Origin of the sequence: Polynucleobacter sp. HIN8, from assembly GCF_030297615.1 — a bacterium.
GTDB lineage: Bacteria > Pseudomonadota > Gammaproteobacteria > Burkholderiales > Burkholderiaceae > Polynucleobacter.
Genome location: NZ_AP028139.1, coordinates 1,492,124 through 1,516,086, shown reverse-complemented (window position 1 = coordinate 1,516,086; position 23,963 = coordinate 1,492,124). Strand labels below are relative to the sequence as shown.

The window sequence follows — 23,963 nt, the reverse complement described above, 5'->3', positions numbered from 1 at the left end:
CCAATAATTTGGCATAGATTTTGCTTATCTTAATTCAGCAAATATTTTAATTAGGATAAGAAATGTCAGTATCAAAAACTTCTCCATCTAGCTCAGGTGCAAGCCTTGATGTAGCAGGAATCGTCCAGCAATTGATGGAAATTGAAAATCGTCCACTAAATGCTATACAGGCAAAAATTACCACACGAACTACTGTAATTAGTGATTTAGGATTAATTAAAAGTAAGGTCAGTACTTTTCAGGATGCCCTGAAGGCATTTCAAAATCCTACTAGTTATAGTAATTTTATTGCTTCAAGTTCAGATAGCTCAGTACTAAATGTAAGCGCAGGAAGTAATGCAATAGAGGGCACATATGCTTTGACGATTGATCAATTAGCTCAGGCTTCGAAAGAAACCATAGATGGTTTTTCATCTGCTAACGGCTCAATTTCAATTGATCCCCTTGGCCTTGAAATTACAATTGGAGGAGTAACGTATAACTCAATCGGAACAAAAATAAAATCAGGAACTGTTGCAACGATTAACGCATTAAAGGCAAGCCCAACAATAAGTGACGTGAAAAATTGGATTAATTCTTTGGGTGTCGAGGTGTTAGCAACAATTGTTCCTACTAGTTTAGATAAATATGCGCTAGTAATTCAGGGAACAAAAACAGGAGAAGATAATGCTGTAACTGTGACGGGTATAAATACAGCTTCATCGCCCATCACGTCGCCAGTGTTAGCTCAAGATTCTGAATTTTCTATTGATGGAGTAAACTATTCTCGAGCAACAAATTCAATTAATGATGCTATTAGTGGTATTACATTAAATCTATTTAAAACGTCAACCGCAACTGTTTCAGTATCAGATGGAAACGATAATTCGAAAGGATTAATTGACCAGTTGATTACTTCATACAACGATTTGATAAAAACCTATAAGTCTTTGACAGCAAACGCAGCTAATTCAAATACTGTTGGTACATTTGCAAATTCACCTGGAACCCTCATATTTATTAATCAAATAAAAGACATGTTTGTTAAGGGAATTACATATACTGAAAACGGTGAATCGAAAAATTTAAGCCTTGGATCGTTAGGGATTAATCTTGAATTAGATGGTAGTGTTAAATTTGATCCAATTGTTTACGCAAATACTAATATTAACCTTGCCCAATCAAACGGAGGAAGTATCAAAAAAATCCTTGCAAAAGGTGTTGAAATTGGATTCATTAGTGATGCCAATAACCTGAAGAACTTGCTAACTGCGTATGTAAAATCAGGCGGTTTGTTAGAAACTCAAATTGCCTCTGAGCAAGAAGCAGTAGATAACTTAAAAATAAGACAAAATGATTTACAGGATCGATTAAATAGCGTCCAAAATAATTTAATTGCTCAATATTCTGCATTAAATTCATTGCTTTTTCAGTTAAATAATACAAGTAATTCTCTTGCGAGTGCTTTTGAGGGCTTGGTTAATAGTCAAAGAAATAGTTAGAAAGAGGTACATATGAATATGAAGTCTGCATCAGCATATGAAAATCTTAAGCATCATACGGTAGCTCATAGTTCTGATGCGATAAGTATTATTATTTTGCTGTATGAGCGAATATTTGATCATTTAAAAATCGGTAAATTTTCTTTGGAAAATGAACAATATGCAATTGAAGCTTTCACAAAGGCACATGATCTAATTCAGCAAGGCCTCTTGGCATGCTTAGATCATGAATCTGGGGGAGAGGTTGCAAAGAATCTGAAAGTTATTTATGAGTGGTCTTTAAGCGAAATTATCATCGCTCGTAACACACGTTCTCCTCAGAAGATTCAAGATGTTTTGGATGTATTGACTCCGCTGTATGAGGCATGGATGTCTCTGGCTTCACGGGAACCCACTTCCGCTTTTCCTAGTATTTCCCAAGGAGAACAAGTTCGTACTGTCGCCGTATAAAGAGCATTTAAACGGTGTTATTTACTCAGCCTAATTGGTGCATAACACAATCGGCTAATTTAGCCGTAATATAAGGGTATGCGCCAATTACCGGCTTAGAGTGCGCAGTGAGTCCTAAGGGGTCAGGATGGCAATCCAAATACCGACGACCGGAATACCAGCCAATCCAATTGTGGAGTTTCACAAAAACGATCTGGTGAACCCACCTGCTGCCCCATCGGTCATTGACAATCTTAAAGCGATTGATCCCCGCGTGGCTTTGAACATGCCACTGCCCGTGACGGATACCAACCAAGGTGCGGCGATGCAATCGGCGATTCAGAATGCGGTGCTCAAAGGGAGTCAACTTGCTGAGCCTGAAATTAATCAAGCGGTGCTACTTGAGCTTTCTAAGACCCAGTCACAAATGAACCTGGCTACTGCCGCGGTGGTAGCCGATGCCAAATCAAGCCTGGCTCCGAGTCTGAGTCGACTTGATAGTCTTGGAAGCGCCGCCTTAGGGCAGTTGTTATCGAATATCTTAGATGCCGATGAGGTGGATCCCACCTTGGCACAAAAAAATAAGCTCAACACGGCAACCGTGAACTGGCCATCAACCAATCGTGAGGTAGCCCTTGCCGCTGACCCCCGAGTGGCGATGAACGTCTTGTACCAAAATCTGCAAAATTCGGGGCTCTTTGCTGGCGAGCAAATTAAGAAGTTACTCATGCCCGCTGCTCTGTCGATTGCAGAAGATATCGAGACCATGCCCGATGGGGATGTGGTTCAACAAGCTACAACCCTATTGGGCCAGATGAACTCGGATACACCCCAAGTACGCGATGCAGTCAAACTCCTCTTGCGCGGGGATCTTGCTTGGTACGGTTTGGTCTTGCCCAATGTGTATGCGCGGATTGAGCGCGAGGATGCTTGGCAGCAAAGCGCAGAAGATCCTGCGCAAGTGGTGAAGGGCGCTCGCATCACCATGGAGATGGAGTTACCGCATTTAGGAAAGATCAAGGTAATCGGCACTCAATTTGGCGAGGTGGTTAATCTCACCATCGAGACCAGCTCGGAGACCAAGGCCATATTAGCCAATCAATTGACGATGCTGGAGGAGCAGATTCGGGAGCGGGTGCAATCGCAAACCCATGTGGCAATCCATGATGAGACAGCACCATGACGCCTAATCAGCCCAATAAAGTTCTAAAAGCGGTTGCGCTCAAGTATGAGCTCAATACCAGCGCACCCCGTGTGACCGGACAAGGCGAGGGTTACGTCGCTGAAGCCATTTTGGCAAAAGCCAAAGAGTTTGGAATCCCGACTCGCAATGAGCCTGAGCTTGTTGAGTTCTTGATGCAATTAAAACTCAATGACGTAGTACCACCCGATTTATATGCTGCGGTGGCAGAGGTTCTCGCCTGGGCCTACGAGATCGATGGCAAGGCTATACCGGAACCACCCAAAAATTAAGATAAACGCTACCTTGGGTTAAAGGATTTTTGTATCATATTATATACAAATATAGGTTTTTTGTGTACAATGTGATACATGCCAAGTAAACCACAGCCCATTTTCCCATCGGAACAGAAAATCCTAGCCGGACTAGGGGAGCGCATAAGGCTTGCCCGTTTGCGTCGAGGTATATCCGCAGAAGTTCTGGCTGAGCGATCCTCTATTTCAAGAACAACTCTGCATCGGGCAGAGCAAGGCTTTCCAGCAGTGGCGATTGGTACCTATCTCAGAATCATGGCTGCGTTGCAGCTGCAAGAGGATTTTAATTTGCTCGTCAAGGATGATTTGCTTGGACGGCGCTTACAGGATTTGGAGTTATCGAAAGCAGGGAAACAGAGTGGCAGAAGTGAATAACCATGATTTAGAGGTATGGATTGATGTGAGCTTTATTGAAAAAAGGCCCATCAAGATTGGTCATTTGAAGCATGACCGAGGTAACGTACGTTTTAATTACAACGAAGCATGGCTATCTCACCCAAAACGATTTGATATTGATCCTGACTTATCTTTAGATAACGCGATTTTTCATCCCAACCCTGCGCAAGGAAACTTTGGTGTTTTTTTAGATTCTTCACCAGATCGGTGGGGGCAAACCTTAATGAAGCGACGTGAGGCAATGGAGGCCAAAGATGAGGGTCGAGAGACTCGTACGCTTTATGCATGGGATTATCTGATTGGAGTCCAAGACCAAACTCGGCAAGGGGCATTACGTTTTAAGTATCCTGAAACAGACGTATTTTTAGCTTCACATGACTTATCTGCACCTCCCGTAACTCAGTTAGCGGAGTTGGAGAATGTTGCCCAACAGCTGAGTGATAAAAATATAGATGATTTGGATAATCTAAGAAGATGGCTCAGGGTCTTAGTCGCTCCTGGCGCATCTTTAGGGGGAGCAAGGCCAAAAGCCAACTTTACTGATAAGGATGGATCGCTTTGGATTGCTAAATTCCCAGCGAAAGATGATGACAGAGATATTGGGGCTTGGGAGATGTTGTCTTACCAGTTAGCAATTCGGGCCAATATCCAAATGCCGCAAGCAAAGTTGCTTAAGCTAGGCAAGCACTATAGAACCTTCGCTGTTAAGCGATTTGATCGTGTTGACGACCAACGGATTCATTATGCATCGGCCATGACCATGTTAAAAAAAGAGTCTAGCGATGATGCAAGTTACCTTGATATTGCGGAGTTCATCATGACTCGTGGCGCCAAGGGAGCGATTAAAGATGATTTAGCACAATTGTTTCGAAGAGTGGTATTCAATGCGGCAATTAGTAATCGCGATGACCACCTAAGAAATCATGGCTTTATTTTGATGCCAACGGGTTGGCGCCTCTCTCCTGCGTTTGATATAAATCCGAATATTGATAAAGCCGAGCATGCTCTTAATTTTGATATGGGCGATAGCCGTGCAAATCTTGAAAGTATTATTGCTACAGCCCAATATTACGAATTAACTCAAGACCAAGCAAAACAAGTCGCCAATGAGATCTTAGGAGTTACTCGCACCTGGGAGGCAGTGGCAAAGAATTTAGCAATTTCACGAGGCGATATCGAGTTGATGCGAGCAGCTTTTCATACGTCACTCTAGGGCTGTCCCATTTCAACCGATACAGTCGGTGCAGCCAAATGCATTGAGGTGATCAATGAATTGTCGACCACACCCATGGTCAAAAACACCTACAAAACGAATTAAACCTGCAGACTGGTAACTTCTTTATAGGCATCAACCAAGCGGTTACGAACCGCGATCATGCCTTGCAGAGAAAGATTGGCTTTTTGGAGAGAAACGATCACTTCTTCTAAGGAAGTGTCAGAATTACCGGCAGAAAATGCCTGTGCTTTGGCTTGAGCAGCATTTTGGGCACTGTTGACATTCTCAATGGCATTTTTGAGAATGTTCTGAAAATCCACCCCGTTCGCGGATTTCACCTCGTTGGAGGCAGGAGCACCCGGCAAGCCATTCATGGCGGCTTGCATGGCCTGCATTCTTGCCATCATCGAATCAAGGTTCTTTGTATCCATATCCCAATTATTACGAGCTTTACTAATTAAATCAATACTTTAGTTAAATAATTTACTTACTTATCCACCTCAAAACCAGCCTCCTTGTAGGACTTGAGCTTGTACCGCAATGCACGCTCAGAGATGCCTAAAATTTGGACCGCTTTACTGCGACTGCCGCCCACCTGGGCCAACACTTTGAGGATATGTTCCCGCTCTACCGAGTTCATATCGCTTGCCGAACCAACTACATTGGGCTGAGTCATTGAATTAGAAGCAATATTTGTGCCATTTTGCGGGTTTTCCCTTGACTGAAGTGAGGAACCACTCGCATTGCTACTCGCTAGGGGACTAATTTCTAGGTGTTCGGCCTCGATCGCATCGCCATCGCACAAGAGGACCGCACGTTGGATGATGTTCTCAAGCTCGCGCACATTCCCTGGCCAGTGGTAGGTGGGCAAGACCGCCAATGCCGTGGACCCTAAGACGAGATCATCGCGACCAATGTTTAAGCGATAGCGTTTAAGAAAGAATTCAGCGAGGGGCAAAATATCGCCCGCGCGTTTATGCAACTCTGGAATGTGAATTGGGAAGACCGCTAAGCGAAAGTACAAATCCTCCCGAAATCGTCCTTCCTTCACTTGCTCTTCTAAGTTGCGATTGGTGGCCGCAATAATGCGCACATCCACCTTAATGGGTTCCGGAGAACCTAAGCGCTCCACCAATTTATCCTGCAAGACCCGCAATAGCTTCGCTTGCAAGGGAGCTGGCATTTCACCGATCTCATCGAGAAACAAGGTGCCACCATCGGCTTGCTCAAACTTACCCGATTGGGATTTGGTAGCTCCAGTAAACGAGCCTTTTTCATGACCAAAGAGAATGGACTCTAAAAGCGTATCGGGAATCGCTGCGCAGTTGAGAGCCACATACGGACCCGCAGCACGTTTGGAGGTGAGATGAATGTGATGCGCGATGATTTCTTTTCCAACCCCCGAGCCACCGGTAATTAACACGCTGGTATCGGTCTTCGCTACGCGCTCGCAACGCGCAAGCGTATGAATCATGGCCGTGTCAACCGCAATAATTTCGGGAGCGGGACGATGACTGGGCTCTGGAGTTTCTTTAGCAGTTGGTGCAAGCGCTTGGGGTTCTGTTTTGGCGGATGCAAGCTGAGGTGCGCGATAGCGGGTAATAATTTCAATTAATTGATCGGGCACAAAAGGCTTAATTAAAAAATCACGCGCACCGGCTTTGAGTGCCTCAACTGCCAACTTCGCATCAGCAAAAGCGGTCATGACGATCACTGGTAGATCCGGAATTTCTTTGGTGGCTAATCTCAGAAGATCCAACCCATTCATACCGGGTAAGCGGTAATCGGTGATGATCACAGTCTTCAAACCAGGTTGCAATAAGGGTAAAACGGTTTCGGCGCGTTGATGGGTCACAAACTCAATATGGTTGAGTCGCAAAGTGACGCCAATGGCCTCACGCAAGTCTTCATCGTCTTCAACCAAAATGACAGGAAAGTCGGAATGGGGCGCAGTCATGATGGCATCAATTCTAGAGGGAGTTCATTGAAGGTAAGGTGATGGTAAAGCGCGCACCACCGTCGTAGTTTTCTGCATGAATCGAACCGCGATGCGCTTCAAGAGCATTTTTAGCAATCGCTAACCCAAGACCCGTGCCGCTGGAGTGACCGGTGGAGAAGGGTTCGAACAAGGATTCCAGCATGGCGTTGGGGATGCCTGGACCTTGATCATCAATCACGATGGTGACCCGCTGATGATTTCCACTGGCTGTGATCGAAATGGTTTGACCGGCTTCGGAGACCTCCAGCGCATTTTCTAAAATGGCTAAGAGCGCATTCACAATCGCTTGCTGCTCGACATTTACCAATTGATCTTTGGCAATGCTCATTTGCGATCGCAGCGTTACTCCTTTTTCTTCACATAAGGGCCGAATTCCTTGCTCTGCTGTTTGCAAAATACTGGTAATCGGTACAAGTTCGGATTTGCGGGGTCGATTGGTAATAAAGCGCAACATGTCTTGCGAGAGTTTTTCAAGACCCAAGAGTTGTTTGCGTAGGCGCTGGGCAAATTCTTGGGACTCATCAGCAGCAATCTTGCCATCGCATAAATGCGACGAGTACAAGAGCGCAGTCGCTAAGGGAGTACGAAATTGATGTGCAATGCTGGCTGCCATCTTGCCCATCGCGGCTAAACGATTTTCTTGTTGCGACTGTTGATGCAAACGAATGTTGGCAGTAATGTCTTGGATTTGCACAATGCTGCGCGTGCCCTCGTCAATACGCACGAGTTGAATGGTGCGCCGACCCTCGGCGTTTTCAATTAAATACTCACCTGGCGCAATCGAGGGTTGCCAATCGAGCGGCAAGGTTAGCGCCTTCCCAATCACAATGGTTGGTAAAAAGTTCAGCACCGAGGGGTTGTGCAACGACACCAGGTTGTTCTCAAGCAAGACAACCCCGGCGGGGATGGCGTTAAGCAAAATACCCAGGCGATGGTTCGAATCGTAGAGTTCTTGGGTGAGCTGGTTAATTTTCTCTTGTAAATCAGCCTGTTGCGACTCAAGCTTCTTAGATTCTTCGTAAAAAAGGGCAAAGGCCTCCGCCAACTGGTTTGGCATCATCTGAGCGGACTCATTGGTGGGCTCAGAGGGGCTTGTAGCGGGCATGCTTGAGGGTAAATGGGGAGGGGAAATCGGCAAAATTTTCCTAGAAATCGGCAATATATGTTATAGAATATCAACATTTAGTGGTTTAATGATAAAAATATTCCGTATATAGTTGTTTTGGGTCGTTTTTGACAGTTCTGTGAACCATGAACGACCTTGGGAGACGGTCTGATTTCATTAGGTAAAAAGCGGTAATTGATTGATTTAATTTAGGAATCTGCCATTGAGCGACGAAGCTGTACCAGGTTTGCAGGGAGATGGTAAAGATGCTGCTGTAGTCAATATTGGCTCCAACAGCGCGGCTTCTGCACCCCCTGCGACTGGAATGGCAGCGATTGCAGCCCGGGCAGCCAACGCTCCCGCCAAGACGGCGACCCCCGCTAAGCTGCGCGAACTGATTTTCCGCTTTAGCTCCCTCAATCTCCAACAGCGCCTAATCGTTCTCGCGGCCGGAGTTCTTTTCCTGGCGGCCATTATTTTTGTCTCGCTCTCAAACCGGAAAGACGATTACCGAGTTCTGTTCTCAAGCATCAATGAGCGCGATGGCGCCGCGATCGTAGCTGCCTTACAGCAAATGAATGTGCCCTACAAATTTACTGAGGGCGGAGCGGCGATCTTAGTGCCCGAGTCATCGGTTTATGAAACGCGCTTGAAGTTGGCCGGACAAGGCTTACCTAAAGCGGGTAACGTTGGCTTTGAGTTGCTTGAAAACCAAAAAATGGGAACCAGCCAGTTTGTTGAGCAAGTGAACTACCAACGCGGTTTAGAAGGCGAGTTGGCGCGCAGCATTAGTTCCCTCTCGCAAGTCAAATCAGCGCGCGTGATGCTCGCGATTCCAAAGCAAACTGCCTTTATGCGCGAGCAAGAAAAGCCCACTGCCTCGGTGGTAGTGACCATGCACCCTGGGCGATTTTTGGATAACCAACAAGTTGCGGCGATTGCCAATTTGGTGGGCTCTTCGGTTCCCAACCTTGGCCCAGCAAACGTCACGATTGTGGATTCGGAAGGAAGTTTGCTCGCCCCCAATCCACAGCGCTCAGTCGGTTTAGATAGTACGCAATTGAAGTACGTCGCTGAACTCGAAGGCGCTTTATCAAAGCGCGTTCAAGCAATCTTAGAACCGGTGGCCGGTAAAGAAAATGTCCGTGCGCAGGTGACCGTGGATATGGATTTTGGCGAACTCGAGCGCATGGAAGAAACGTTTGGACGCAATACCCCACCCAATCAAGCGTCGATTCGTAGTCAGCAAAGTAATCAAGGCTCAAGCGGCAGCACTGGTGCATCTGGGGTGCCTGGCGCGCTTACCAATCAGCCCCCAGGACCTGGCCAAGCACCGCTCAATACCCAAGCCGCTGGCAACAATAATCCTCAAAATCTCAATGCGCCACCCGGTAATACCGGCAGTGGTGTGACCAATACCCGCAATGACAATGTCATCAACTACGAACTTGATCGTGCGATTCAGCGGATCAAGGGTGAAAAAGGCAAAGTGCGTCGTGTATCGGCTGGCGTTGTCGTGAACTTCAAACCTGGCGGGGTCGATAAGGATGGCAAGCCCCAAAAGCCGGTGGCCTATACGGCCCGCGAACTCGAGCAAATTAATAATTTAGTGAAAGATGCGATTGGCTTTAACGAAAAAAGAGGCGATAGTGTGAGTGTTGCCAATATCTTGTTTCGGACTGAGGCCAGTGATGAGCCACCGTTTTACAAACAACCTGGGGTTATCGAACTTAGTAAAGAGCTCTTTAAGTTCCTCATTATTGTGGGCTCCTTGGGCATTCTCTTCTTTGGTGTTGTGAGGCCACTCTTGTTCCCACCGAAAATCGACCAAGCCTTGGAAGAACAGCGCATTGAAGAAGAGTTTGACGAGAAGATCAAAGCCGAGATGGAAACCATGTCGCCTGCTGCGCGCGAGAAGCGCCGCATGGAGGTTGAGCTTGAGCGTGAGCGTCGACGCATTCAGGAAGAGGAAGAGCGCATGCGAATCGAGGCCGAGAAGAAAGCCGAAGAAGACTCTCGCAAACGCATTGAGGAAGAGAAGAAAGCCGAGTACGATGAACTCTTGGCCTATGCCATTGAGTTTGTCGAGACCAACCCCAAAGTGGTCTCCGGCATCTTTAAAGAGTGGCTGGCACAAGATGCCGCTAAAACCAATGAAGCCAACGTTGCTGCTGGCGGCGCAGCGTAATCGGTAGAGCCCTATGCCAGAAGAGAACGTAGAAGCCCCGAAGACACTATCGATTGCCGATGCCTTGAAGGAGGGCGTCAAAGGCGCGTCGCAATCGGGCACGATCACCTTTAGCGATCTTGATGGCGCTTCCAAAGCCGCCGTGATTTTGCTCGCAGTCGGCGCCGAATCGGCAGCCAACGTTTTGCGTCAAATGACGCCGTTTGAAGTGCAACGCCTCTCGGGCAAGATGGCGGTTGTGAAATCACTCAGTCGTGATTTGGTATTGCAAGTACTGCGCGAGTTCAAAGATGTCACGGCCAACAATGCGCAAGTGGCGTTTGATACCGACTCGTTCATGCAAAACATGCTAACCAAAGCCATGGGTGCTGAAGGAGCTTCGGATCTCTTGGGTCGCTTGGAGTCGACCCTAGACATGTCGGGTATTGAAACACTCAAGCGGATGGAATCCGACGTTTTGTATGAGATGATCAAGAATGAACACCCGCAGATTATTGCCACGGTGATGGTGTTCTTAGATTCTGCGCAAGCCGCATCGGTCTTAAAATTGTTCCCAGACGAGTTGCGTAACGAATTGATTCTGCGCGTGGCGCTGCTTGAGAAAGTTCAACCTGCTGCATTGAAGGAGTTAAACGAGGTGATGTCACGCTCTGCTGGCCCTGATTCGGATTTCCGTCGCAGCACAGTGGGTGGCATCGTGCCAACCGCTGAGATCTTAAATATGCTCTCTGGCGGACTCGATAAGATGGCGCTAGATACCGTTCGTAACTACGACGCAGAGTTGGCGGATGCGATCCAAGAAAAAATGTTTGTGTTCGAAGATTTCTTGGAAATCGAAGACCGCTCTTTACAAACCTTGTTGCTCGAGGTTCCCCAAGATACCTTAGTGATTGCACTCAAAGGTGCCAGCCCCAAATTGCGTGAGAAGCTCTTTAAGAATATGGCCAAGCGCGCTGCCGATGGCGTGCGTGAAGATCTTGAGACACGACCACCTGTGAAGATTCAGGAAGTCGAAGAGATGCAAAAGGAAATCATCCGCGTGGCCCGCGCACTTGCTGAAGAGGGTCGCATGATCATGGAACGAGGTAAGCAAGGCGATGCCTTCCTCTGATCCGGATTCCATCCCTTTTCGGTGGGAGGTTCCCTCGTTTGATCCTCCTAAACCCCCTAAGCCACCTAAAAATCCTCCGGTTCAATACCCCACGGTTGAAGAAGTTGAAGCGATTCGAGCCAGTGCTTATCACGAGGCGTATGAGCTAGGATCCAATCAGGGGTTTATTGAAGGCCGTGAGAGCGGATACAAAGAAGGTCAGGCCAAAGGCTATGAGGAGGGTTACCAAAAGGGCTACCTCGATGCCCATGGTGAGACCAATCGCTTGCACGATGCACTCAAAGAGCTACTCCAAACTTTAGACGGATTTCCTGAGGCGATGGCGCAACCTCTAACTCAGTTGGCGTTTGAGATCGGCGCACGCTTATCTGCCAACGAATCGATGGAACGAGCCCCCTTTGTAGCCGCCGTGCAAGAAGCATTGATGCGTTTGCCTCGCCCTGGTGAGAGTTTGTTCTTGCGCATTCGTCCCGAAGAAATTGCGACCTGGAAAAAAATTGTGGACGATCCAGGCTTGCCCTTTACCTGCTCGATCTTGCCCGATGCGGATGTGCAGTTTGGTCATGCTTATGTAGAAGTCGCTGGCGCACGAATCGATGTTGGTCAGGAAGCTCGTAAGGCCTTAGTGAGCGCCGCCCTCGGATTGGCAGGCGCACCATCACCGACCGCGGAGTTACCTAGCTTGCCAAACGCATCGAACTCATCGAACTCACCGAATCCACCCAACGCAAGCGAACAAAACCCCAATGCTGATGACCAATCAACTTCTTGAATTTGCCGAGCAGTTAAGCGATGTGCGGGAGCACTTAACAGCCACTCCACGCTCAATTCGGGAAGGTAAATTAAAACGGGTCTCCGGAATTGTGTTGGAGGTGGAGGGCTTGCCATTAAGTATTGGATCCAGCGCGACGATTGTGTCGCAGGCAGGGGATCTGAGTTTTGATGCCGAGTGCATTGGCTTTAATGGTGGCATTACCTATTTGATGCCGCTTGACCAAGTCGAAGGTATTGCCCCGGGTGCTTTGGTTTATCCAGCGAGTACTCCGGTCGATTATGGGGGTGGCTACACCACGAAAGTCGCGACCAAACCACTGCCAATTGGTGAAGCATTATTGGGTCGGGTCGTCGATGGTTTGGGTCGACCCATTGATGGCAAAGGTGATGCTTCGCAAAAAATGACGAGGCAATCCCGAACCATCCTAAATCCGCTTGATCGAACTCCCATTCATGAACCCCTCGATACCGGAATTCGGGCGGTGAATGGGTTGCTTACGGTCGGTCGCGGTCAACGCGTTGGTATTTTTGCTGGTTCGGGTGTGGGGAAAAGCGTATTGCTTGGAATGCTCGCCCGTAACTGTGTGGCCGATGTCATTGTGATTGGTCTCGTGGGAGAGCGTGGTCGTGAGGTTCGTGAGTTTTGTGAAGAGACGCTTGGCCCCGAGTCCTTTAGTCGTGCGGTCGTAGTCGCAGCACCCGCCGATGCCTCGCCACTGGCCCGATCTAAAGGTGGATCGTATGCCACCGATGTGGCCACCTGGTTTCGGGATCAAGGCAAGCACGTTGTGCTAATTGTGGATTCATTGACGCGGTATGCCATGGCGTTGCGTGAAATTGGTTTGAGTCTTGGCGAAGCGCCAGTTGCGCGGGGTTACCCACCGAGTGTCTTTGCCCGTATGCCAGAGCTCGTTGAGCGCGTCGGCAATGGCGCCAATCCCGATGGCTCCATCACTGCCTTCTATACAGTGCTCCTTGAAGGGGACGATACCAACGATCCAGTGGCCGATACCGCACGTGGAATCCTGGATGGCCATTTCTTCTTATCCAGAGAACTAGCCGATAGCGGACACTATCCAGCCATTGATATTGAGAAATCAATTTCCCGGGTGATGCCCAAGGTGTCTACGCGCGAACACTTAATGAGCGCTAGACGTGTGAAGCAACTCTATAGCCGGTATATGCGTGGTCGGGACTTGGTCTCCATGGGCGCCTATGTGGCGGGTAGTGATCCGGAGCTCGATGCCGCATTGCAAATGTGGCCCAAGATTAAGCAATTTTTGCAACAAGATATGGATGATCGTGTACCCATGCCCGAAACCTTGCTTGAGCTCGATGCGATTGCACCTAGCCAAGTAGATCCAGCAGCCAACCCCAATTCGAGCCCTGCCCTTCAAAACATCCGCCGCGTATGAACACCCTTGAACTTCTTTTAAGACTAGCCAAGATTCGGGAGGATCAGGCCATGGCGAATGCCAGACGGGCGACTGGGCAGGTTAATCAAGCCCAAGGCTTTCAACGCCAAGTTTTGGACTATGCCAAGGACTATGAAAACCAGATTATGGAAGGAGCAAAAACTGGCACCTCGGTTGCTTTTATTCAGGATGCCAATGCGTTTCGGGAAAAATTACTCCTTAGTTCTGCCGAAATTAGCAATCAAATCAAAGGCTTATCAGTAAACTCCGAACAAGCCCTCAAAGTCGCCATGCAGGCCAAACTCCGCTCCCAGGGGCTTGGCAAGCTGGTTGCCAAAGCCCACCTTGAGGCCCGTAAGAAGCTAGCCCGGGCAGAGCTTGCCCAGCTTGAGGATGGGTATATGGCACGCTTTAATCGCAACTCTGGCACGGAAAATGCTTAGTAAAGGACATCCTTTATGGAGAACGTATGTCTTTTGCAAACGCGGTACCTACTAAGCATAGCCTAAGCCAGCTGCAAAGCGGGCAGGGACCGCTCATGCCAAAAAACGAGCCCAGAGCCAATCCTGGCGGGCTTGAAGACTTTATTAATGAATTAAATCAGGCGACCAATCTGCGCCTGCGAATCCAAGACGATGCCGCCCAAGAGGGCCGGGTCAAGATCAAGAAAAATCCCGAGACCAAAGAATCAAAACCCAATCCAGAACTGCAAATTTTGCAAAAACCGGATGGCACGCAGCCAAATCCTGCAAATATTGCCGTTCAAGGTGAGGCTGACTCGGAAACGGCCCGTGCCAATCTATTGGCCGCTTTGCAGCAACTGCAACTTCAAAACCCCAACCAAACCAATACTCTTTTGAGCCAATGGGGAACTCAGGCTGAAGCTCTTGGTCCTAATCAGACAATTAGCATGATGAATGGCCTCGATCTTGAAGGCTTGCGCGCTAAGCTGCAAAACCTCGGTTTTGATGCACTCTTAAATCGCTTAGAGACCGCTAAGGCATCTGGTAACGCTCAAGAAATTGCAGCGATGGAAGAGCGTTTGGCGCAAAGTTTATTAGCAAAGCTTACGACCCTGAACCCCCAAACCAATGACGGTTCTGTGATGCCGGTGGGTTTGCAAAGTCAGCTTGATGCCAAAGCGCTTATGGCTCTTATTGCTCAACGTGACTCCAACACTTCTCAGCAAAGCACTCCTCAGGGCGCATCGGTTGCAAACGTCGCCTTAGCAAACCCCGAGTTACCGGTGGAGGCGGGGGATGCGGTTCGTGTGCTCGCTGTTGAGCCAAGTCTTGCTCAAGAGCTCAAAATCAAGCAGTTGATGGATCTTGATCAGAAATTTACCTTGGGCCAAGGGGCGCGTGCGCTCGGTGAGCAAAATGTAGAGCAGGCAAGTAGCCTTAGCGAATTAATTGCAGCCCAGAGCACTTTGGATGAGTATGCTCTCAAAGATTTCAATCTCATCCATGGCGCGAGCGCTAAGCCGAGTAAAGACCTTGATTTGCTACCAGTCGATGATGCATCCGGAAACTTCCTCTCTGCAGCTCAAACCGCTCAGGCATCAGCCCCTATTGCAACCTCAACGCAAATTGCATTGAGTATGCAAGACGCATCGATGGTGCGCGGACCCCTTCATCAGGAAATCATGACCGCTGCGAAAGCCGGTGGTGGCAGAATTCAGCTGGAATTGACCCCGCCTGAGCAGGGTACGATCCGAATTGATTTGCGCATCGATCAATCTGGCCGGGCCCATCTGATCGTCGAGGGCGCCAATGATGCCGCCAAAGCCCGATTGGACCAAGGTGGCCAGCAACTCAAGCAGGAATTTGCCCAAATGGGCCTAAACCTGACCTTGGATCTGCGCCAGGGTGAAGGCCGCTTTGCCCAAAACCAGCAATTTGGGTCCAATCAAACCGCATTCAATCAGCCTAGTTATTCCACCGATAGATCCTCACAGGGGATTGGTTTATTATCTGAAAATTCCGTTAGTTCTCGCTGGTTTGGCGATGCTTCGGGGGGCAGTTCAGGTATAAATCTGTATGCTTAATACAGTTATGAATGAGGATCGGCAATGGCTGAAGAAGATAAAGTTGAACCTACGCTAGAAGCGGGCGCAAACCCCGCACCGGCTGCCGCACCTGCTTCCGCTACTGACGAAGCACCCCCACCTCCCAAAAGTAAGAAAAAACTCTTCATCATTATTGGAGCGTTGGTTGTTCTAATTGGTGGCGGTGCTGGTGGCTATATGTACATGCAAAAAGCAGAAGCCGACAAGAAAGCGGCCGAAGCCGAGGCCAATAAGCCCGAGAACATTCTTAAAAAGCAACTGACTGAGCGCAAGCAAAATGCACCACCCATTTACATCCCTTTGGATGAAATGATTGTGAACTTGCCAGGGCGTGGTGGTGAGCACTATTTGCAAACCAAGATTGTTTTGCGTACGGCCGATTCCTCAACCGAAGGTAAAGTCAAGCAGTTCATGCCAGTGATCCGCGATAAGATCATCACTGTGTTGTCTTCACGGCAAATGCAAGAGTTGGCAACCGTCGAGGGTAAAACCATGATGGCGCGCGAGGTTGCGCTGGTGATTAATTCCATCATTGCACCGCAGTTAACAGCGATCTATATCTTGCAACAGCAGCCGAATACCGCCGATTTGCAAAACTTAGAACGCATTGGTGCAATTCCAAAAGAAACCTCAACGGGTAAGAAGATTACTAATGAGGCCGCACGTGCAGCCGCCGAGTTTTGGAATGTCACCGAAATGGATTTACCGGTTCAAGCCGTTTTGTTTAGCTCTTTTGTGATGCAGTAATGACCTTCATCTGCTGGAGTACTCCACAGGAAAAAAATGGCAGATCAGGACGTTAACTTTGAAATGAACATCAACGCTGTTGATCAGCGTGAGATGTTCGACAAATCCAAGATCATTGCGCGTCGGCGTATGCCTACGCTGGAGCTCATTCATGAGCGCTTTAGCCGCGCTGTTCGCCTGACGCTATTTAATATGATCCGCGCACCGATTGAGGTGCAAATGCATTTGCCGGTGGTGAAGAGCTACGAGAACTTCGTTAACGAGTTTCCTGAGCGCACCAATATCAATATCGTTGGGATTCGGCCATTGCGCGGTGTGGGTTGCTGGATTGTGGACCCGGGCGTGGTCTACATCGCCATTGATAACATGTTTGGTGGCGAAGGACGGTTGCCGCCGCGCTTGAGTTTGCGCGAATATACTGCGACCGAGTTGCGTATCATCCGTCGCTTAGTCGATGCGTTGCTAAGCGAATATGAAAAGGCGTGGAAAGCTGTCTACGAAATCAAGTTTGATTTCATGCGCCAAGAAACCAACTTTGGCTTTGCCAAAATTACCTCGCCAAGCGAGATGGTTTTGCATTCCAAATTTACAATTGAGATTAATGGCCGCCCTGGGGATGTTGATCTGTGCATTCCGTTTTGGGTCTTAGAGCCCGTTAAGTCGATTCTCTATAACAACATGCAAGGATTTGCGAGCGAGCCTGACGAGCACTGGGCTAATTTGCTATCCGATCAAGTGCATGAGGCCCCCGTGACCGCCGTTGCAGTTCTTGCCAGAAAACAAATGTTGCTTGGCGAGGTCGCCTCATTAGCGGTGGGTGAGATTATCCCAATTGAGATCATGGATCCGGTTACGGTCTTCGTTGATGGTCTGCCAGTGATCCGAGGCCAGTACGGGGTCAAAAATGGCCGGTATTCGGTCAAGATTCAAACGATTCAGCATCCTGCCGAGTTTTTAAAGAGCCCGCTTGAGAGTGCGCGCTTGGGGCCAAGCATGATGCGCGGAGCCGAGCAGGGTGAGTTGTATGAACAGTTTCAGGATGGGGCAGCGCCCCTTGCCGATGGTGCTGACGTACAAACCGTAAGTCCTACGGATTTAGCGAAATCAGCAGTAAGCGATACAATCAATTCAGCGGCCGAGATGTCTTCGGCTAAAGTCGAAACAGGTTCAACCGAGGGAAATCAAAAAGGGGATACAAATGGCTGAAAATGATAATGATTTAGCTAAATCCCTGACGAGTAAAGATTTAGCTGGCTCCCTACGAAAAGCCAATTTTTCCAATTTGGAAGATGGTGCAAAAGTGGGCGCGGACTTCAACGAAATTGATCTGGTCATGGATGTGCCCGTTCAGGTGACTGTGGAACTTGGGCGCGCCAAGATGCAAATTCGGAATTTATTGAACTTGACCTATGGTTCGGTAATTGAGCTTGATATTCTGGCTGGCGAGCCCCTTGAGGTCGTTGTCAATGGTTGCCTCGTTGCTCAGGGAGAAGTCGTGATTGTGAACGATCGTTACGGTATTCGCCTAACCGATATCGTTACTCCGGCAGAGCGTTTACGCAAAATTAACCGTTGAGTCGAGCATGAACCCCTCGCTTGGAGGCATGCTTTGGTTTTCCTTCTTTTGGCTTGCCCTAGCCGCCGGTTTAATTTGGGTAGTCGCATACATCGTTAAGCGGGATGCCGCGACGAAGGCATCGAATCCAAATGTTAAGATCCTTGCGCAACAGGCCATCGGCCCGCGCGAACGTATTTTGGTGGTAAATGTCCTTGGCCGAATATTAGTACTCGGACATTCACCCAATCAAATTAATTTACTGATGGAATTAGCGCCAGAAGATTTGGCGAACCTAACCCAGCAAAATAATTCTTTGGATTTCTCAATCAACCTTAAGCGGTTTGTTAAAAGGAAAGTGTCGTGAGGCGTTTTGTGCTCTGGCTCTTAGTTAGTCCGTTTGCACTCCTTTTGGCTCCTGAGCTTGCATGGGCACAATCTTTACCTTTGGTGACCACGAAAGCAGCAGGAGGCAGTACGGTCTATGCCGTTCCAGTGGAGACGGTACTAGCCCTGACGGCTCTGAGTTTTTTGCCTGCCGCGTTAATTCTGTTAACGAGTTTTACTCGCATCTTGATTGTGTTTTCATTATTACGGCAGGCGCTGGGACTAACAACCATGCCGCCTAATATTGTGTTGATTGGACTATCTTTCTTTTTGACACTCTTCATCATGAACCCCGTGTTTGAGAGCATTTATCAAAAAGCATATCAACCGTATACCGCAGGCAAAATTAACTTTGCTCAAGCGGTTGATATTGGCTCGGTACCGTTAAAAGAGTTCATGTTGAAGCAAACGCGGCGCGATGATCTCAATTTGTTTGCCAAAATGTATGGCAAGCCCATTGATAACCGTGAAGATGTGCCGATGACTGTTTTAATTCCGGCGTTTGCGATTTCAGAAATTAAAACCGGATTTTTAATTGGCTTTGTCATCTATTTACCGTTTTTAGCGATTGACTTTGCAGTGGCCAGTATTTTGACCTCGCTCGGAATGGTGATGGTCTCGCCCATGATGTTTTCGCTTCCGCTCAAGCTAATAGTGTTTGCCTTAGCTGACGGTTGGACCTTATTGTCCTTATCGCTGGTGCAAAGTTACTTTAATTAGCCATGGAAAGCGGACAAATCATCGATCTCGTGTTCCAAGCATTGCGCATGGCCGCATTCTTGGCGGGCCCCACCTTACTAGCACTCTTGGTGGTGGGATTGGTCCTTGGTATTTTGCAAGCCGCTACCTCAATTAATGAATCAACCGTGGCCTTTGTTCCCAAATTAGTGGTCTTTGGTTTGGTTGTTTTACTAGCAGGCCCAGTAACCCTTGCCTTATTTGTTGATTACATCAAAGAATTACTCGGTCGCATTCCTGGTTTGATTAGTTAGTTCACAGTTCATCATGATCACCATCACCGGCTTGCAAATTGAGCAATACATGTTGGTGTTGATGCTGGCCTCGGTTCGCATCTTTGGCCTTTTTCTGACGGCACCCATGTTTGCATTTCGCGCATTGCCGATGCAGTTTAGGGTTCTCTTAACTCTATTGTTGGCTTTTTATGTTTTCCCCTTTGTCGGTACTGAAAATTTTCCAACGCCCGGGGGCAGCATTAACTTTTTCTTTGTCATGATTGAACTAGCCACCGGAGCGTTTATCGGCTTCATGATTCGTTTGGGCTTGATGGCGGTCGACGTGGCTGCGGAAGTGCTGTCGTTTCAGGCGGGATTTAGTTTTGCATCCACCTTCTTTAATGATCCGATGTTGGACTCGGGATTAGTCGGGCAGTTTCTGGGGCTCATCATGATTGCCCTGTGTTTCGCTCTGAACATTCATTTACTCGTTCTTGATCTTGTGCTCTCTAGTTTTAAAACACTCCCTTTTGGAGTATGGCCAAGTCAGTGGAGTATTCAAGGGGTGATTGATATATTGACGAGCTCCTTTCGATTGGGTTTAATTTTGGCGATGCCCGTATTATTGGTTTACATCATGTTTAATATGACCCAAGCGTTTTTAGGAAGAACCAGCCCGCAAATGAATTTATTCTCGGTCGGCTTTGCGATTAGTATTCCCTTGGCGTTCTTGGTCTTAGTGATCGTGCTCCCAGACTTACCCGATGTTTTAAAGCGTTCGTTAGAGGAGCCGATGCAACTCATTCGGCAAGGTTTGGGAGTAAAAAATGGTCCGTAGTCAATCGTCCTCGATCGCGCGCTACGTAACTAATGCGCTGTGCGCATGCCTTTTCAGTAGTCACGCAATAGGGGCGCAAGCGCAGAGCCCCAGTCCAGCCCCCAGTGAACCCAAAATCATTATTCGGTCAGAGCCAATCCCCCTTCAAGATGAGGAGGCTCCTGCGGCACCAAAACCGGATCCAGCGTTGGGCGAGGGTCAAGCAGGCCCCACTGATTGTGAGCAAAAATTTCCGATGCCCGCATCGCGTAAAGCATCCAACCCCTATGCGGAGGATGGGGCCATCATCTGTAAACGCTTAGAGGTTCGGGGCCAACGCATGCAGTGCGAAATTGATAAGTTGATTAATGATCGCTCGGATGTCTTCGCCACCACGGGGGCCAAAACAGAACTCGCCAACTGGGCGCGTTGCAATGAAAAGATCGCTAGGCTGTTGATTGATGGTTATTACATTCCTGGAAGTGAGATCGAGCGCCGCTTACAAATTTGCAGTGCTAACTTTTATGCTGATCCTGGCAAGGCTCCCAAATTAGGCGGTCTCTATACCCGGTTTATCCGTTGGATGAACATTAACGATTACACCCCACCTCCCAGCGACGCGGCGCTAGAGGCGGCCATCAGACAATCGACTCCGCTCAATAGCCAAGAAAACGTGGCCGGTCTCATGAAATGCGAGTGGATGTTTGCGACCAGCAAAACGCCACAAATTGATCCATTGCCAAGCTTAACTCCGCCACCCAGCTCAACTCCAACCACCAACCCGAAAACGGCTAAACCCCCAGCCAAGAAGAGCTCTAACTAACAGTAACCACTAACTTATTTAACTGTTTTGGAATAAAAACCGTAAGTACCATTATGAATAGACATTTAAATCACACCGCTCACCCCTCCACAAAAGCGCTTTGTGGTCTAAGCGCCATCATTTTTTGTGCATCGCACTCCTTGGCCGCTGACGATAAAACTGCACCCAAGGCCCAGCCCCAATCTCAGCCTCAAGCAGCAGCGATTGCTCAACCCGCTGCCCCAACTCCACCGGTGGTTGCTAAACCGGTCGCACCCACCGCTCCAAGCGTAGCTAAATCGAGCACCGCGGCGACTCCAAAAAGTGGACCGCCCACCGATCAGGATATGGCTGAAGCGCTGATTCAAAAGATTAATAAGGGATCCGGAGACATTGTCTTGCGAAGCAGTGATTTGCCTGCCCCGTATCCACCCAAGCCTGAGGTTAAACCTGAACAAAAGGTTGCGGCTAAACCAGAAGCCAAACCCGAAGCAAAGCCAACTGCAGCGGCTAAACCGGTAGTAACTCCACCGCCTCCAGCACCCGAGATCCCATGGACCTATGCCGATGGTCCTGGCGGCCCAGAGAATTGGGCAAATCTAAAGAAAGAAAACCTCTTGTGCTCTAAAGGCAAGATGCAGTCGCCCATCAATATTAATTTTGATAATGCGGTGAAGGCTGATTTGACTCCGGTGGTCTTTGAGTATCGCCCCTTCTTCTTATCCATTATGGATAACGGACGCACCGTTGAGATCATTGGCGCTGAAGGCAACACCATCTTCTTTAATGAGAAACAGTACCGTCTCATGAGCTTGGATTTTCATAAGCCCAGTGAAGAAGCGTTTAATGGCGAGCGCTTTGAGATGTCGGTCCACCTTGTCCATCAGCATTTCGATGGCAGCCAAGTGATTGTGGCCGTAATGCTTAGCTCCTCCCCAAAATTATTCGAAGCGGCTAAAAAATCGCGCTGGGACACCCCGCCTAAAGAAAGTGCCGTTTTTCAGATCGTTCTCAATAATGTTCCTCTAGTCAAGAATCAGGTGGTATCTCCACCCAATGTGGCCATCAATCCCAACCAGTTCCTCCCAGAAAATAAGAGCTATTTCACTTACATCGGTTCCTTGACCGAGCCGCCGTGTACTGAGGGAGTGACCTGGATTGTCATGAAAAACCCGGTATTGGTTTCTGCCCAGCAGGTTCATAGTTTTGGTCAGATTTATTCCAATAACGCTCGACCCCTGCAAATGCGGGGCGATCGGGTGATTAAAGAGTCGCGTTAAACGCCAAACCGGCAAAATTTACCGCGATTGATTCAGGAAGGGATTGTTGGACCAACAATTCCGGCTTGATGACCCAATTCTTGCTTAAATTCAAGCATAAATAAGTAATCAAAACAATATCTTAGCTATATTGGCATAGCTTTTGCTTATATCTCACTGACTTTTGGACTTTTGGCCATTGCCAAAGGTGAGATTGAAGGAAAGCTTGATGAACGCTGTACCAAAATACGACTCGCTGGTTTTTCACGAAGCTGCGCTTAAATTGCGTACGCGGCGTCAGGAGATTTTGGCCAACAATCTAGCCAACTCCGATACCCCTGGCTACAAGGCTCGGGATATCGACTTTGCCAAAACCCTAGAGAACGAGTTAGCTGGCAAAAGCCGTTTTCCAAATTCAATCCCTTTAGCGCTGACCCATCAGGCACATATTGCGATTAAGCCCTCGATGGAAGATCCCGGTTTGCTCTATCGTGTCCCCAATCAACCATCGATGGATGGTAATACGGTCGATGGCGATATCGAGCTCAGTCAATTTACGAAAAACTCGGTATTTACCGAGGCAGCACTGACCTTCTTAGGCGGCACTATTCGTAGCCGCTTATCTGCAATTACTGGACAAGCCTCATGAGCCTTCTAGGGTCCTTTGATATCGGTGCGACGGGTTTAACTGCTCAAGCGATGCGCTTGAATGTGATCTCGTCCAACATCGCAAACGTGGACAGCGTTTCTGGACCTGATGGGCGCGCATACCGAGCCCGTCAAGTGGTTTTCTCAGTGTTGCCGAGTACCAATTCAGCAGGGTCAGGCGTGGCAGTCACTGAGATTCGGGAAAGTCGTGAGCCGTTTCGTCGCGAGTATCGCCCTGGTCACCCCAAAGCCGATGCTGCTGGTTATGTGGATATGCCCAACGTAAACCCCGTTGAAGAGATGGTGAACATGATCTCGGCACAACGCTCGTATCAAATGAACATCGAAGCCATGAACGTTTCACGGCAATTGATGCTTAAAACATTGGATTTAGGTAAATAGAGGTCGCTATGGCAACATCCCCAATGAGTGGTATTCGTACCTATGACCCAGCAGCGGCAAATCGGCCACGGGATACCGATCCCAATACCGGAATGAGCGCTGCGGATCAAACTCAAAACTTTCTGAAACTGCTCATTGCGCAGATTAAGAACCAAGATCCGATGAGTCCGATGGATGCGTCGACCATGACCGCACAGATGTCCCAGCTGAATATGGTGAGCAGCATGGGCACGATGAACACTTCGATGCAGTCGATGTTGGCGCAGATGCAAAGCGCGAACTTCTTAAATCAGGCAACCCTAATTGGCCACAGCCCCATGGTTGCTGGTAACACGATTAATTTCATGGGCAGCGAAGTCATTCTTGGAGCCAATCTGGCTAACCCCTTGCAAGGTGTGGTTGCAACCATTAAGGATGCGAGTGGCAATGTAGTGGGTACAGCTGACCTTGGAAATCTCAATAGCGGTATGACCAATTTTGCATTTGATGGCAAAGACGCCAGCGGCGCAACCATGCCAAACGGAATTTATCGGGTTGAGATTACTGGCAAAAACAGCGCTGGTGCCAATGAGACGCCAACTGCTTATGTTGGATCACCTGTGGTCTCGATTTTGAAGGATGGTAGTTCAGGTCAAGCTTTATTAAAGCTCGCGGATGGTCGCAGCATTAAAGCCTCAGAAGTTACGCAGTGGGTTAACTAAATATTTTTGAAGAAAG

Annotated in this window: 27 protein-coding genes; 24 read left to right on the top strand and 3 right to left on the bottom strand. The window is 48.4% G+C overall.

The genetic code is table 11. The annotated features are described in order from the left end of the window. The first annotated feature begins 62 nt into the window (after positions 1-62). The 6 genes from fliD to QUE65_RS07895 all read left to right on the top strand — a co-directional run bounded on the left by fliD (position 63) and on the right by QUE65_RS07895 (position 5,013). Complete coding sequence (gene fliD, locus QUE65_RS07920) at positions 63-1,481, top strand: flagellar filament capping protein FliD (protein WP_286280512.1); 1,419 nt, start codon at positions 63-65, stop codon at positions 1,479-1,481. A 12-nt stretch (positions 1,482-1,493) separates the two neighbouring features. Beyond that, positions 1,494-1,931 (top strand): flagellar export chaperone FliS, encoded by a 438-nt coding sequence (locus QUE65_RS07915; protein ID WP_286280511.1) that lies wholly within the window; start codon positions 1,494-1,496, stop codon positions 1,929-1,931. A gap of 127 nt (positions 1,932-2,058) precedes the next feature. Next, positions 2,059-3,093: a hypothetical protein gene (locus QUE65_RS07910; protein ID WP_286280509.1), complete on the top strand. Its 1,035-nt coding sequence runs from the start codon at positions 2,059-2,061 to the stop codon at positions 3,091-3,093. Further along, positions 3,090-3,383: an EscU/YscU/HrcU family type III secretion system export apparatus switch protein gene (locus tag QUE65_RS07905; RefSeq protein WP_286280507.1), complete on the top strand. Its 294-nt coding sequence runs from the start codon at positions 3,090-3,092 to the stop codon at positions 3,381-3,383. Before QUE65_RS07910 ends, QUE65_RS07905 begins: the two co-directional genes overlap by 4 nt. Before the next feature lie 78 nt (positions 3,384-3,461). Further along, the gene (locus tag QUE65_RS07900) at positions 3,462-3,779 is read left to right on the top strand and encodes a helix-turn-helix domain-containing protein (RefSeq protein WP_286280506.1); all 318 of its coding nucleotides are present in this window, start codon (positions 3,462-3,464) and stop codon (positions 3,777-3,779) included. Beyond that, positions 3,763-5,013 carry a type II toxin-antitoxin system HipA family toxin gene (locus tag QUE65_RS07895; RefSeq protein WP_286280505.1) on the top strand — a complete coding sequence of 417 codons (1,251 nt, stop codon included), beginning with the start codon at positions 3,763-3,765 and terminating at the stop codon, positions 5,011-5,013. Before QUE65_RS07900 ends, QUE65_RS07895 begins: the two co-directional genes overlap by 17 nt. 101 nt (positions 5,014-5,114) lie before the next feature. On the opposite strand, the gene fliE is transcribed toward QUE65_RS07895, so the two are convergent. From fliE to QUE65_RS07880, 3 genes are read right to left on the bottom strand one after another with little or no spacing between them, the layout of a single operon-like run. Further along, a complete protein-coding gene (gene fliE, locus QUE65_RS07890; RefSeq protein WP_215369677.1) occupies positions 5,115-5,447 on the bottom strand; it encodes a flagellar hook-basal body complex protein FliE in 333 nt (110 codons plus the stop codon). Positions 5,448-5,503: 56 nt separating this feature from the next. Then, complete coding sequence (locus tag QUE65_RS07885) at positions 5,504-6,973, bottom strand: sigma-54-dependent transcriptional regulator (protein WP_286280501.1); 1,470 nt, start codon at positions 6,971-6,973, stop codon at positions 5,504-5,506. A gap of 13 nt (positions 6,974-6,986) precedes the next feature. Continuing rightward, positions 6,987-8,120 carry a sensor histidine kinase gene (locus QUE65_RS07880; protein ID WP_286280500.1) on the bottom strand — a complete coding sequence of 378 codons (1,134 nt, stop codon included), beginning with the start codon at positions 8,118-8,120 and terminating at the stop codon, positions 6,987-6,989. Positions 8,121-8,343: 223 nt separating this feature from the next. Between QUE65_RS07880 and fliF the strand changes: the two genes are divergently transcribed. The 18 genes from fliF to QUE65_RS07790 all read left to right on the top strand — a co-directional run bounded on the left by fliF (position 8,344) and on the right by QUE65_RS07790 (position 23,947). Beyond that, the gene (gene fliF / locus QUE65_RS07875) at positions 8,344-10,308 is read left to right on the top strand and encodes a flagellar basal-body MS-ring/collar protein FliF (protein ID WP_286280498.1); all 1,965 of its coding nucleotides are present in this window, start codon (positions 8,344-8,346) and stop codon (positions 10,306-10,308) included. A 13-nt stretch (positions 10,309-10,321) separates the two neighbouring features. Continuing rightward, positions 10,322-11,419 (top strand): flagellar motor switch protein FliG, encoded by a 1,098-nt coding sequence (fliG, locus tag QUE65_RS07870; RefSeq protein WP_215369670.1) that lies wholly within the window; start codon positions 10,322-10,324, stop codon positions 11,417-11,419. After that, positions 11,406-12,191: a FliH/SctL family protein gene (locus QUE65_RS07865; RefSeq protein WP_286280496.1), complete on the top strand. Its 786-nt coding sequence runs from the start codon at positions 11,406-11,408 to the stop codon at positions 12,189-12,191. Before fliG ends, QUE65_RS07865 begins: the two co-directional genes overlap by 14 nt. Next, complete coding sequence (locus tag QUE65_RS07860; protein WP_286280495.1) at positions 12,166-13,608, top strand: FliI/YscN family ATPase; 1,443 nt, start codon at positions 12,166-12,168, stop codon at positions 13,606-13,608. The genes QUE65_RS07865 and QUE65_RS07860 overlap by 26 nt, the downstream gene beginning before the upstream one ends. Further along, positions 13,605-14,051, top strand: coding sequence for a flagellar export protein FliJ (locus QUE65_RS07855; RefSeq protein WP_286280494.1), 447 nt, complete (start codon positions 13,605-13,607; stop codon positions 14,049-14,051). Before QUE65_RS07860 ends, QUE65_RS07855 begins: the two co-directional genes overlap by 4 nt. 95 nt (positions 14,052-14,146) lie before the next feature. After that, the gene (locus QUE65_RS07850) at positions 14,147-15,655 is read left to right on the top strand and encodes a flagellar hook-length control protein FliK (protein WP_286280492.1); all 1,509 of its coding nucleotides are present in this window, start codon (positions 14,147-14,149) and stop codon (positions 15,653-15,655) included. A gap of 24 nt (positions 15,656-15,679) precedes the next feature. Beyond that, complete coding sequence (locus tag QUE65_RS07845; RefSeq protein WP_286280490.1) at positions 15,680-16,423, top strand: flagellar basal body-associated FliL family protein; 744 nt, start codon at positions 15,680-15,682, stop codon at positions 16,421-16,423. Positions 16,424-16,459: 36 nt separating this feature from the next. Further along, entirely contained in the window at positions 16,460-17,629 is a 1,170-nt protein-coding gene (gene fliM, locus QUE65_RS07840) for a flagellar motor switch protein FliM (protein WP_286280488.1), read from the top strand. After that, positions 17,622-17,999, top strand: coding sequence for a flagellar motor switch protein FliN (gene fliN / locus QUE65_RS07835; protein WP_215369659.1), 378 nt, complete (start codon positions 17,622-17,624; stop codon positions 17,997-17,999). Before fliM ends, fliN begins: the two co-directional genes overlap by 8 nt. Before the next feature lie 7 nt (positions 18,000-18,006). Further along, positions 18,007-18,345: a flagellar biosynthetic protein FliO gene (gene fliO, locus QUE65_RS07830; protein ID WP_215369658.1), complete on the top strand. Its 339-nt coding sequence runs from the start codon at positions 18,007-18,009 to the stop codon at positions 18,343-18,345. Then, positions 18,342-19,085: a flagellar type III secretion system pore protein FliP gene (gene fliP, locus QUE65_RS07825; protein WP_286280486.1), complete on the top strand. Its 744-nt coding sequence runs from the start codon at positions 18,342-18,344 to the stop codon at positions 19,083-19,085. Before fliO ends, fliP begins: the two co-directional genes overlap by 4 nt. Before the next feature lie 2 nt (positions 19,086-19,087). Beyond that, positions 19,088-19,357 carry a flagellar biosynthetic protein FliQ gene (locus QUE65_RS07820; protein WP_215369656.1) on the top strand — a complete coding sequence of 90 codons (270 nt, stop codon included), beginning with the start codon at positions 19,088-19,090 and terminating at the stop codon, positions 19,355-19,357. A gap of 13 nt (positions 19,358-19,370) precedes the next feature. Next, on the top strand, positions 19,371-20,156 hold the full coding sequence (locus tag QUE65_RS07815) for a flagellar biosynthetic protein FliR (protein WP_286280483.1): 786 nt from the start codon (positions 19,371-19,373) through the stop codon (positions 20,154-20,156). Continuing rightward, positions 20,146-20,958, top strand: a complete 813-nt coding sequence (locus tag QUE65_RS07810) for a hypothetical protein (RefSeq protein ID WP_286280481.1) — start codon at positions 20,146-20,148, stop codon at positions 20,956-20,958. Before QUE65_RS07815 ends, QUE65_RS07810 begins: the two co-directional genes overlap by 11 nt. Positions 20,959-21,011: 53 nt before the next feature. Beyond that, the gene (locus tag QUE65_RS07805; RefSeq protein WP_286280480.1) at positions 21,012-22,217 is read left to right on the top strand and encodes a carbonic anhydrase; all 1,206 of its coding nucleotides are present in this window, start codon (positions 21,012-21,014) and stop codon (positions 22,215-22,217) included. A 208-nt stretch (positions 22,218-22,425) separates the two neighbouring features. Further along, positions 22,426-22,845, top strand: coding sequence for a flagellar basal body rod protein FlgB (flgB, locus tag QUE65_RS07800; protein WP_286280478.1), 420 nt, complete (start codon positions 22,426-22,428; stop codon positions 22,843-22,845). Then, entirely contained in the window at positions 22,842-23,246 is a 405-nt protein-coding gene (flgC, locus tag QUE65_RS07795; RefSeq protein WP_286280477.1) for a flagellar basal body rod protein FlgC, read from the top strand. The genes flgB and flgC overlap by 4 nt, the downstream gene beginning before the upstream one ends. Before the next feature lie 8 nt (positions 23,247-23,254). Then, on the top strand, positions 23,255-23,947 hold the full coding sequence (locus QUE65_RS07790) for a flagellar hook assembly protein FlgD (protein ID WP_286280476.1): 693 nt from the start codon (positions 23,255-23,257) through the stop codon (positions 23,945-23,947). The last annotated feature ends 16 nt before the right edge of the window (positions 23,948-23,963 follow it).

Bases quoted from the DNA above. Each gene is read 5' to 3' on its own strand.
- QUE65_RS07810 (WP_286280481.1), top strand. From the start codon at position 20,146: ATGGTCCGTAGTCAATCGTCCTCGATCGCGCGCTACGTAACTAATGCG.
- QUE65_RS07910 (WP_286280509.1), top strand. From the start codon at position 2,059: ATGGCAATCCAAATACCGACGACCGGAATACCAGCCAATCCAATTGTG.
- QUE65_RS07805 (WP_286280480.1), top strand. From the start codon at position 21,012: ATGAATAGACATTTAAATCACACCGCTCACCCCTCCACAAAAGCGCTT.
- QUE65_RS07850 (WP_286280492.1), top strand. From the start codon at position 14,147: ATGCCAAAAAACGAGCCCAGAGCCAATCCTGGCGGGCTTGAAGACTTT.
- QUE65_RS07905 (WP_286280507.1), top strand. From the start codon at position 3,090: ATGACGCCTAATCAGCCCAATAAAGTTCTAAAAGCGGTTGCGCTCAAG.
- fliG (WP_215369670.1), top strand. From the start codon at position 10,322: ATGCCAGAAGAGAACGTAGAAGCCCCGAAGACACTATCGATTGCCGAT.
- QUE65_RS07845 (WP_286280490.1), top strand. From the start codon at position 15,680: ATGGCTGAAGAAGATAAAGTTGAACCTACGCTAGAAGCGGGCGCAAAC.
- fliE (WP_215369677.1), bottom strand. From the start codon at position 5,447: ATGGATACAAAGAACCTTGATTCGATGATGGCAAGAATGCAGGCCATG.
- fliM (WP_286280488.1), top strand. From the start codon at position 16,460: ATGGCAGATCAGGACGTTAACTTTGAAATGAACATCAACGCTGTTGAT.
- QUE65_RS07820 (WP_215369656.1), top strand. From the start codon at position 19,088: ATGGAAAGCGGACAAATCATCGATCTCGTGTTCCAAGCATTGCGCATG.
- QUE65_RS07865 (WP_286280496.1), top strand. From the start codon at position 11,406: ATGCCTTCCTCTGATCCGGATTCCATCCCTTTTCGGTGGGAGGTTCCC.
- QUE65_RS07790 (WP_286280476.1), top strand. From the start codon at position 23,255: ATGGCAACATCCCCAATGAGTGGTATTCGTACCTATGACCCAGCAGCG.
- QUE65_RS07915 (WP_286280511.1), top strand. From the start codon at position 1,494: ATGAATATGAAGTCTGCATCAGCATATGAAAATCTTAAGCATCATACG.
- QUE65_RS07900 (WP_286280506.1), top strand. From the start codon at position 3,462: ATGCCAAGTAAACCACAGCCCATTTTCCCATCGGAACAGAAAATCCTA.
- QUE65_RS07885 (WP_286280501.1), bottom strand. From the start codon at position 6,973: ATGACTGCGCCCCATTCCGACTTTCCTGTCATTTTGGTTGAAGACGAT.
- flgC (WP_286280477.1), top strand. From the start codon at position 22,842: ATGAGCCTTCTAGGGTCCTTTGATATCGGTGCGACGGGTTTAACTGCT.
- flgB (WP_286280478.1), top strand. From the start codon at position 22,426: ATGAACGCTGTACCAAAATACGACTCGCTGGTTTTTCACGAAGCTGCG.
- fliN (WP_215369659.1), top strand. From the start codon at position 17,622: ATGGCTGAAAATGATAATGATTTAGCTAAATCCCTGACGAGTAAAGAT.
- QUE65_RS07855 (WP_286280494.1), top strand. From the start codon at position 13,605: ATGAACACCCTTGAACTTCTTTTAAGACTAGCCAAGATTCGGGAGGAT.
- QUE65_RS07860 (WP_286280495.1), top strand. From the start codon at position 12,166: ATGCTGATGACCAATCAACTTCTTGAATTTGCCGAGCAGTTAAGCGAT.
- QUE65_RS07880 (WP_286280500.1), bottom strand. From the start codon at position 8,120: ATGCCCGCTACAAGCCCCTCTGAGCCCACCAATGAGTCCGCTCAGATG.
- fliD (WP_286280512.1), top strand. From the start codon at position 63: ATGTCAGTATCAAAAACTTCTCCATCTAGCTCAGGTGCAAGCCTTGAT.
- QUE65_RS07815 (WP_286280483.1), top strand. From the start codon at position 19,371: ATGATCACCATCACCGGCTTGCAAATTGAGCAATACATGTTGGTGTTG.
- fliO (WP_215369658.1), top strand. From the start codon at position 18,007: ATGAACCCCTCGCTTGGAGGCATGCTTTGGTTTTCCTTCTTTTGGCTT.